General features: G+C 70.9%; 6 protein-coding genes and 1 pseudogene. 4 read left to right on the forward strand and 3 right to left on the reverse strand.

Annotated features, from left to right (window positions below):
- Nucleotides 1–16: 16 nt before the first annotated feature.
- Both AB0K92_RS22285 and AB0K92_RS22290 read right to left on the reverse strand, forming a co-directional pair.
- Nucleotides 17–502 carry a DUF1360 domain-containing protein gene (locus AB0K92_RS22285; RefSeq protein WP_365925441.1) on the reverse strand — a complete coding sequence of 162 codons (486 nt, stop codon included), beginning with the start codon at nucleotides 500–502 and terminating at the stop codon, nucleotides 17–19.
- Nucleotides 503–657: 155 nt separating this feature from the next.
- Nucleotides 658–906 (reverse strand): hypothetical protein, encoded by a 249-nt coding sequence (locus tag AB0K92_RS22290; protein WP_365925446.1) that lies wholly within the window; start codon nucleotides 904–906, stop codon nucleotides 658–660.
- Between the two features lie 820 nt (nucleotides 907–1,726).
- Here AB0K92_RS22290 and AB0K92_RS22295 point away from each other — a divergent pair.
- A pseudogene (locus AB0K92_RS22295) lies at nucleotides 1,727–2,086 on the forward strand (DDE-type integrase/transposase/recombinase); the annotation flags it as partial.
- A gap of 21 nt (nucleotides 2,087–2,107) precedes the next feature.
- Here the strand turns inward: AB0K92_RS22295 and AB0K92_RS22300 are convergent.
- Nucleotides 2,108–2,692, reverse strand: coding sequence for a TetR/AcrR family transcriptional regulator (locus AB0K92_RS22300; protein WP_365925444.1), 585 nt, complete (start codon nucleotides 2,690–2,692; stop codon nucleotides 2,108–2,110).
- A 1,424-nt stretch (nucleotides 2,693–4,116) separates the two neighbouring features.
- On the opposite strand from AB0K92_RS22300, the gene AB0K92_RS22305 reads away from it, so the two are divergent.
- From AB0K92_RS22305 to AB0K92_RS22315, 3 genes are all read left to right on the forward strand, one after another.
- On the forward strand, nucleotides 4,117–4,869 hold the full coding sequence (locus AB0K92_RS22305) for an alpha/beta fold hydrolase (RefSeq protein ID WP_365925414.1): 753 nt from the start codon (nucleotides 4,117–4,119) through the stop codon (nucleotides 4,867–4,869).
- Between the two features lie 892 nt (nucleotides 4,870–5,761).
- Nucleotides 5,762–6,970, forward strand: coding sequence for a cytochrome P450 (locus AB0K92_RS22310; RefSeq protein ID WP_365925416.1), 1,209 nt, complete (start codon nucleotides 5,762–5,764; stop codon nucleotides 6,968–6,970).
- Between the two features lie 89 nt (nucleotides 6,971–7,059).
- Entirely contained in the window at nucleotides 7,060–8,412 is a 1,353-nt protein-coding gene (locus AB0K92_RS22315) for a serine hydrolase domain-containing protein (RefSeq protein WP_365925418.1), read from the forward strand.
- Nucleotides 8,413–8,562: the final 150 nt, after the last annotated feature.

The following is an 8,562-nucleotide window of genomic DNA, read 5'->3' on the forward strand; positions in this document are numbered from 1 at the left end:
CGTCCGCCCCCTGACGTCAGCCCTCCACGGCCTGCTGCGTCCCGGTCCAGGCGTACTGGAGCCAGTCCGCCACCGTCACCGCGCTCAGCCCCGCGCACACCAGCCGGGCCGGCCGCGGCGCCCACGCGTAGTAACCGGTCAGCCCGGCGGCGGCCCAGGTGGCCACGCAGAACGGGCAGGAGACGAGATCGCCGAGCGCCCGCCGGGCCGGGCCGCCGCGCGGCTCGTCCATGACCTCGCCCGCATGGCCCTCCTCCACGCGGCGGGTGAACGGCGCCCGCAGGAAGCCGGTCACCTTGCCCTTGGTCAGCACCCGCGCCACCTTGAACGTCGCGGTCCCCAGCAGCAGCACGTCCCACGGCGGCACCCGTTCCGGCACCCGCCGGCCCGTCCGCCGGAACACCGTCGCGTACGCCGCCACCCCCAGCGCGAACCCGCTCGCAATCCCGGCGTAACCCGCCAGGGGCACACCGCCCTCGTCGTCGTAGCGCCGATCCTCCACCTGACCGCACCTTCCCTCGGGCCTCACGGACCCGCCCCGAGTGCCCGGTCCCGGCCACGACCACACGCGGGAAGGCGGGGGAGCGACGCACCCGTCTTGGCGCCGGCCCGGTCCCGCCCGGGCGTCGCGGTCGACGGGCCGCGCGAACGTGACGGTCAGCGTGCCGTCCGGTAGCGGCGCCCGGCGGTGGCGGTCGGCGGTGACGTCCGGCGGTGGCGTCCGGCGGTGGCGGTCAGCGGTGACGTCCGGCCGTGGCGGTCGGTCCAGGCCGTGGCGGGTCGGCCCCAGGCTGGCTTGTCGTCGCCGGTCTTGAGGTTGTCCGGGACGGGTTTCCCGGTCCGCGGATCGATCCACGGCCCGAGGAAGCCGTAGTCGATCTGAGCCTCCGAACCGGGCTGGCTCACCCGCCGGCGCATGCCCCGCCCACTGATCCCCCTCAACTTCGCTGTCCGGGCCGCCATCACCCTGTGGCGTACACGACGGATGCCCACTGCGGGGGATGTCGTCGGCGTGGCGGCGGATCTCCATCTTTCCGTAGTAGAAGTCCGCGGCCCCCGGCTCGTGCTTTCCGTCTTCGAAGGCCTTGCGCAGTGCCCGGTACACCGGAGCCCGCCGAAGAGGCCGACCAGCGCGGGGGCGGTGGGGAGTTGCAGCGGCCCGGTCCGTCCGGCGCCGAGGACCGCCACGTTCCAGCCCCGCACTGCTCCCGGCTGGTTCTGGAGCTCGGAACACCCCCGCGTCCGCGGGGGTGATCCGTAGTCGTAAGCGAGGCTGTTCTCCGTGTGTTGTTCCTCGGCCAGGACGCGGCGCTCCTCGCCCGTGGTTCTGATGGCCGATGGGCAGCCCGGATGGCGAGGAGAACGTTCGTCGTGGTCGACATCATCGAGATTTACGTCCACTGGTACGCGGGCCGCTCGAAGAGCGGGCTGGCTGCGTCGCTAGGGGGTGGATCGCAAGACGGTCAGGAAGTACCTGGCGCCGGCGGAAGCATCCGGGATCAGCCCGGGCGGCCCGCCGATGAGCGAGTCCGACTGGTCGAACCTGATCAAGGAGTGGTTCCCGGGGCTCATCGACAGAAGGCTGAGGCAGGTGACCTGTCCGAACATCGACCAGCACCGCGACTACATCAAGAGCCTGCTCGGGACGGTGACCGTCTCGACGATTCACCAGCGCCTGCGTGACGAACACAAACTGCAGGTGCCGATCTCCTCGTTCCGTCGATGGATGCACACGACGCATCCGCACGAGGTGGCGAAGTCGCACGTCACAGTGTTGCGTGACGACATCGAGCCCGGTTCGGAGGCTCAGATTGACTACGGCTTCCTCGGGCCGTGTATCGATCCGCGGACCGGGAAGCGCCACCGGGTCTGGGCGTTCGTGATGGTGCTGCCGTGCTCGCGGCACAAGTTTGTCCGGCCGGTGCTGCACCTGGACCAGCACGCGTGGACGGAAGCGCACGTCGCGGCCTTCCGCTACTTCGGCGGCGTCCTGCGCCGGCTCGTCCCGGACAACCTCAAGACCGGCGTCGACCCGAAGATCAACAAGGCGTATGCCGAACTTGCAACGCACTACGGAGTGTTAGTCGACCGGGCGGCCTGCTCCTCACTAGCCGTGCATCATCGCGGCCACCAGGCGTGCCAGGGCAGGCCGTGGGTCCGGCGTGCTGGGCCAGCCGGTCATCAGGAGGTGGTGGGCAGTGCCGACTATGGCGAGGGCGACCGTGTCCGGGTCGATCGTCTCAGCCACCCGGCCAAGCCCCTGCTCGGCCTTGAGGTAGCCGGTGATGGCCTCCCGAATCGCGATGAAGCCGGGCGCCCCGCCTTCGAGAGCCTCGCGGATACGCACCGCGGCGGCAGGGCGGGTCATGGCCAGGCCCGAGATGGCGGGACCGCCGGAGTCGAACAGCGCGAAGGCGACGGCTTCAAGGTTTTGCGCCACCGCGCCCTGCCCGACGAGCCCCGACAGTGACTGTGCCTTCGCCGCCGTCCGCGCGAACCGGTCGAGACAGAGCTCGGCCACGAACTCGTCGAGCCCTGCGAAGTGCGTATGCAACAGCCCTTTGGCGCAGCCCGCTTCGGTCGTGACGGACCGGCTGGTGAGCGCGCCGGGGCCACCTCTTTCCACGACGCGCTCGGCGGCCGTGAACAGCCGTTCGCGTACGTCCGGCGTCGCCACTCCGCGCGGTGACATGGGCCAACCCCTTCCGTTCTGACTCCGCCGCCCTCAAAGAGCACAACTGTTTGAACAGTAGCGATAAGCGCCAGTTCGGGTGCGTGCCCTTACTGTTTTCACGCCCTGAGTGGGAAGGAGCGGGGCGCGCCGCACGTGCACGTCCAGGCATACGGCTCGGGGCGGGTGACGTCGCGGGTCGCGGTGCCCTGGAGGGGAAGCCATCGTGGCTCCCATGGAAGGTGCCGACCCACAACTCGGTCTCCGCCAACTGCGGCTTCCTCAGGTTCCCTCGGTGCTCGGTTGTGGTGCTGGACGAGGTGGGATGCGGTGTCAGCGCTGGAGCGGGTGGACGTTGTCGGGTTCGTCGTCCAGGTCGTCGTGCTCGGGCGTGGACTGCGGCGGAAAGTGGAACGCGGGGTAGACGTTGAACTGCGGCGCAGCGGGGGCGGGTTGTTGATGACCAGGCGCAGGCTCAGGCCGCGCAGGGCGACGATGCCGGCCGGCGCCCACAGAGGGCATTGCTGGCCCGGGACCCCGCCGCACACGCCGCCCTAGACCATCCGGGGGGCGTCGCCGCGCTGGTGAACACGCTGCGGGAGGCCGGGGCGCACGAGCAGTTCACCTAGCGGCGTGAGCTGCTGCTTCGCTGTCCCCATGGATAAAGAGACTGACTCCGGCGACCGGCGCGTCCTCGGCCTCGTTGACCGGGGTGCTGATGGAGAAGCCTGAGCCCTCCTGATCGCCCCACCCATTCGGTGAGTATTCGATGCCCGGCAGCACCTCTGCAAGGACAGCGCGAACACTTCGGCCCGCCCCCGGACTCGGCGGCTCTCAGTCCTCGTCCACCTCGTCGACCGCCGCAACCTCGGGCGAAAGCGCATGATGAATACATCCCGGCTCACCCGCTCAACCTACGCGCCGGCACTGACGCCCAGCCCGCCTCCGAACCAGCCTTCAGGTTGGACGGCAAACTCATGCCCACGGGCACCTCAAGCCGGCACCGAAGCCGGTACCGGCCCGACGCGATGCGCGGCAGAGGTATGCGTCCGAAGGCGTGCTGCCGCTCGCCGGCCGGGGCAGGCGGAGATCCGGTCCCTGGAGGCAGCCCGCCTGCGCGTGCCGTCCCCGCCACTGCATTGACAGGCTTTGCCCATCTTCAGGTGGAAGGACTGGGCGCAGAGAAGTACTCGCAGGAGCCCGTACAGCCCGCGCGTAGGCGCACCCGCCCGAACGCGATCACACCACTGCGTAGCCAGGCGCCATTGCGGCCGAATGGCCGCTGCCCGGCCCACTCCTGTCAAGTCTTCCCCAAGGTGCGGGCAATTGCTACGCGTTCAGGCCTGGTTGTCAGTGCCCGGGAGCACAATGAGGGGAAGTAACCCCTCTGGAGCAACGGGACCCGGTGGCCGGGCCCGGCCGCATGTCGAAGGGTGAGGAGGCCTATGGCGAGGAAGGATTCTTGGATCAAGCCACTGCGCGGTGCCGCCGATGCTCGCGCGCGGGTGTTGTTCTTTCCGCACGCCGGAGGCGCCGCCTCGTTCTACGCTCCATTCGCGCAGCGGTTCCCCGAGGGGTACGACGTCGCGGCCGTTCAGTACCCGGGGCGGCAGGAGCGTTGGGGTGAACCGTTCGTGACGACGGTCGAAGGGCTCGCCGACCGGCTGGTGCCGTCCCTGCGGCGATGGGCGGCAAAGCCCGTGCCGCTCGTGCTTGTCGGCCACAGCATGGGAGCGTCCGTCGCCTTCGAGTCGATGCTCCGGCTCGGGCATGACCGGCTGACGGCCCACTGCCGCCTGGTCGTCTCCGGTCGTGCCGCCCCGTCGGTGACGCAAGAGGCCCAGACGTTCGACTCCGACCAGGACCTGCTCGACCACCTCGCACGCCTCGGCGGGACCGACGCGGCGATCCTGAGCAGCCCGGACCTGATGGACCTGGTGCTGCCCGCCGTACGCAATGACTACCGGGCAGTCACCTCGTATCGGCCGGCCCCCGACGCGGTGGTGGAGACGCCGGTCCTGTGCCTGACCGGGGACCGGGACCCCCAGGTGACGGCGGAGGAAGCCGGAGCCTGGAAGAGGCACACCACGGCCGGCTTCCGGCTGAAAATGCTCCCTGGCGGACACTTCTTCCTGTCGGACCACCCGGACACTGTCGTGCGCCTCGTCGCCGAGTGCGCTGAGTTCGGCGACCGATGACGGACGGTGCACCCGCAGCCCGCCGGGGCCCCACCGAACTGCTGCTCTTCCCTTGACGCGGCGCCCTCGCGCGTGGGCGACTGTGCGCGCCTTCGGCTCCCTGCGTGCGCCGGCTCCGCCTCGGCGCCGCGGCTGTGCCGAGGGACCGACAACCCGGTGGGCCCTGGGGGGAACCGCCGCCTTTCTGGCTGAAACTCGCGGGGTGGGTGGCTGTGTGATCGAGGCAGTGGTACGGGGGTGATGGGGGTTGTCCCCCCGGATGTCGAGGACGGCCGAAATCCTGCCAGCAGCACCAGGTTTGAGTGTGCAGCACCGGGATACACGCCCTTCTCAGTGGGACACCTGACGGCCATCTCCCGCGCGATTTCGGGGGGTTGCCATCTCGTGACTCGACGTGAAAACTGTGAGCGCAATCGGCCCGTATTGATCTGTCGAAGGCGCGTTTTCGGCATGTGAAGTGCGGAATCGTGGGTCACGGGAGTTCCTGCGCAGGGTTGCTGCGCGGGAGAAGTCGCCGGGGGGTTGTTGTGGTGTCTGCTTGGTGCCCGGGGCCTGTGCTGCCAGGCTGCGCAGGTGCGGGCCTGCCCGCCGCTCGGCGGGCGCCCGGAACGCTCGCATCCGCAGCCCGACTGTCCGGAAGCTGTTCTCAGGTGCGCTGACGCCAGGGCCGGCATGCCGTGAACCGCCGGACAGGGCCGGTCGCTCCCGGCCCGGCCCCGCCGGGGCCGCGCGGCGGCCACCTGGCGCGAAGCGAGGGCCGCCTCGTGGTGCCACGTCCGGTGGCCGCGGCCATGAAGCCCACTGTTGCCCGCGGCGACCCACGGCACCGTCGCATCGGGGCATCGTCGGTAACCCACCGTCGGGCCGGCGCGTTCTCACCCAAGGAGAAACGGTGACAAGCACACAACTGACCGGAGCCACATCGCCACTTGATGCCTTACCCGAGCGGTGGCGGTCCTTACGCGATGCGGGCCCCGTCACGTACGACGAGGACCGGCAGCAGTGGCATGTCGTGGACCATCAGGGCGTCTCGGCAATACTCGCGGACCCGGCGACGTACTCCTCCGACATGACGCCGATCGCCCCCACGCAGGAGGACTTCGAGGCCTTCCGGCAGGGCAACTTCGTCGGGATGGATCCTCCGGAACACCGCAAGCTGCGCACTCTGGTGAGCCAGGCCTTCACCCCGAGAGTGGTCCACGGACTCGCACCGCGCATCGAAGCGGTGTGCGCGCGCTTGCTCGACGGCGTCGCCGACCGCGACCGGTTCGACCTGGTGGACACCGTCGCCTACCCGCTGCCGATCATTGTGATAGCCGAACTCCTCGGTATTCCCGCCGAGGACCACAGGCTGTTCCAGGAGTGGGCCGGCATCCTCTTCGGCGGCGACCAGCTCGGCGACAGCCTCGACATGGCCGACCTGGAACGGGCGCTGGAGGCCATCGCCCCGACCGTGCGTGAGATGAACGGCTACGTGCTGGACCACATCCGGCACCGCCGCGCCCATCCCGGTGACGACCTCACCAGCAGGCTTCTCACCGCCGAGGTGGACGGTACACGACTGGCGGATCAGGAGATCGTCGGATTCGTCGCCCTGCTGCTGGTCGCCGGGCACATCACCACCACCGCGCTGCTCGGCAACGCCATGGTCACCTTCGACCGGCATCCCGGCACCCTCGCCGCACTACGGGAGAACCCCGACCGACTACCGGACGCCATCGAGGAAGTCCTGCGCTGGCTGCCGCCCTTCCCCGAACTGGGGCGGCGCACCACCCGGGCGGTGGTGCTCGGCGGCCACGACATCCCGGCAGACACTCTGCTGATGGCGCACCTGGGGGCCGCCAACCGCGACCCCTCCCGCTTCACCTCTCCGGACGCCTTCGACGTGGCCCGCAGTCCGAATCCCCATCTGACCTTTGGCCACGGCATCCACTTCTGCTTCGGCGCCCCCCTGGCCCGGCTGGAAGCGCGCATCGCGCTGCGCGCCCTGATGGAACGTTTCCCCACCATCGAGGTGCCTTCCTACGACGACGTCACGTACCAGAACCCGGCCGTCATCGTCGGCGTACGCCACCTGCCGATCGCCATCACCAGGCCGTAACCCGCGTCAACGCGCACGTCCCGCACCGCTCTCCCCACGGGCCGCCTGCGTCCCTCACCCCACCCGCTCTCACCAGGAGTCAGCTCCCCATGACGCATCCGACCGCCGCTCCGGCCGCCGACCGGCCCTCGTCCCTGTTGTACGAGGAGGTGCAGAGCCGCCTCGACTCCCTCGCGCGCGCCCACCGCGTGCCCGGTGCCCAGCTGACCGTGCACACCGGCACCGACACCCTCAGCGTGTACACCGGCACGGCTGAGGCCTTGACGCATACCCCGCTCACCGCGCAGACAGCCGTACCCCTGGGCTCCGTCACGAAGGTTGCGACGGCCGCTGCCGTCGTGCTCCTCGCCGACGACGGAGACCTCGACCTGGACGAGCCGGCCGCCGAACTGCTGCCCGAGTTACGGGACATACCCGAGATAACGGCGCGTCACCTGCTCAGCCACACCGCCGGTCTGCCCACCGGACCCGACTCCGACAGCGCCGCCGGCACCACCGTCTCCCGCTACCTTTCCGCGGTCTGCACCGCGCACAGCGCCCTCTTCCCGCCGGGAACCGGCTTCTCGTACTCCAACGCCGGTTATGTCGCCGCCGGCCGCATCCTGTCCGAAGTGACCGGCATGACCTGGCAGGAAGCGCTGGGGGCGCTCCTACTGGGCCCCCTGGGCATCGTCCCCGCCTTCCTCGGCGAGGCCGCCCCCGCGCGGCCGGTCGCCTCCGGCCACGCCCTCAACACGGCCACGGGCCTGCTGCGCCCGGCCCACCAGAACCTCGCCCCGGTGGAGGCCCCGGCCGGCGCCCTCCTGGCGAGCGCCGAGGACCTGGCCGCCCTGGGCCGGGCCGTCGTCGGCCGGTCCACCGCGCTGCCCACCGCCGTCGCCGACCGGATGCGACGCCCCGAACCCGCCGCCGACCCCGGTGCCCTGGCGGACTCCTGGGGCCTGGGCCTCGCCCTCTTCAGGCAGGACGGGCGAGTGTGGTGCGGCCACGACGGGAACGCCCAAGGCACCTCCTGCCACCTGCGGGCCGATCCGGACAGCGGCGTGGTCGTCGCCTTCACCGGCAACGCCGGCGGTGCCACCGCCCTGTGGCGCGACCTCGCCGCGGAACTCGCCCGGCTCACCGGCGTACGGGTGCCCACCGGCCCGGCCGCCGACTCCCGCCGCGGTCCCGTCGTACCGCTCCCGGACTGCGCCGGCACCTACCGCAATGGAGGCACCGAGTACGCGGTCAAGCTCGACGGGAACGGCACGCCCACCCTGTCCGTCGACGGCGACTATCCCATTCCGCTGATGTGTTATGCCGACCTGACCTGCGATCTGGTCGACCCGGCCACCGGCCGGGCGGAACCGGGCGGCCGCTTCCACCGCGACCCCGCCACCGGGGCCATCGACCGCCTGCAGATCTCCGGACGCACCGCGCGCCGCGCCACCGCCGTCTGAACGCGCCGCCGCCGCCGCACCGCCGCCGTCCGACCGCGTCCCGCGCCACCCGTCACGCACCCGCCCCGTACGCAAGGACCCCCGCACCGCTCCGGTGTGCCCGCGCGCCGCCCGCGAGCGGCGCGCCGGGTCCGCGCGCCGCCCCCGCCC

Origin of the sequence: Streptomyces sp. NPDC052687 (assembly GCF_040678395.1) — a bacterium.
GTDB lineage: Bacteria > Actinomycetota > Actinomycetes > Streptomycetales > Streptomycetaceae > Streptomyces.

Coding starts and splice junctions, on each gene's coding strand:
- AB0K92_RS22300 (WP_365925444.1), bottom strand. CDS start 2,692: ATGTCACCGCGCGGAGTGGCGACGCCGGACGTACGCGAACGGCTGTTC.
- AB0K92_RS22305 (WP_365925414.1), top strand. CDS start 4,117: ATGGCGAGGAAGGATTCTTGGATCAAGCCACTGCGCGGTGCCGCCGAT.
- AB0K92_RS22315 (WP_365925418.1), top strand. CDS start 7,060: ATGACGCATCCGACCGCCGCTCCGGCCGCCGACCGGCCCTCGTCCCTG.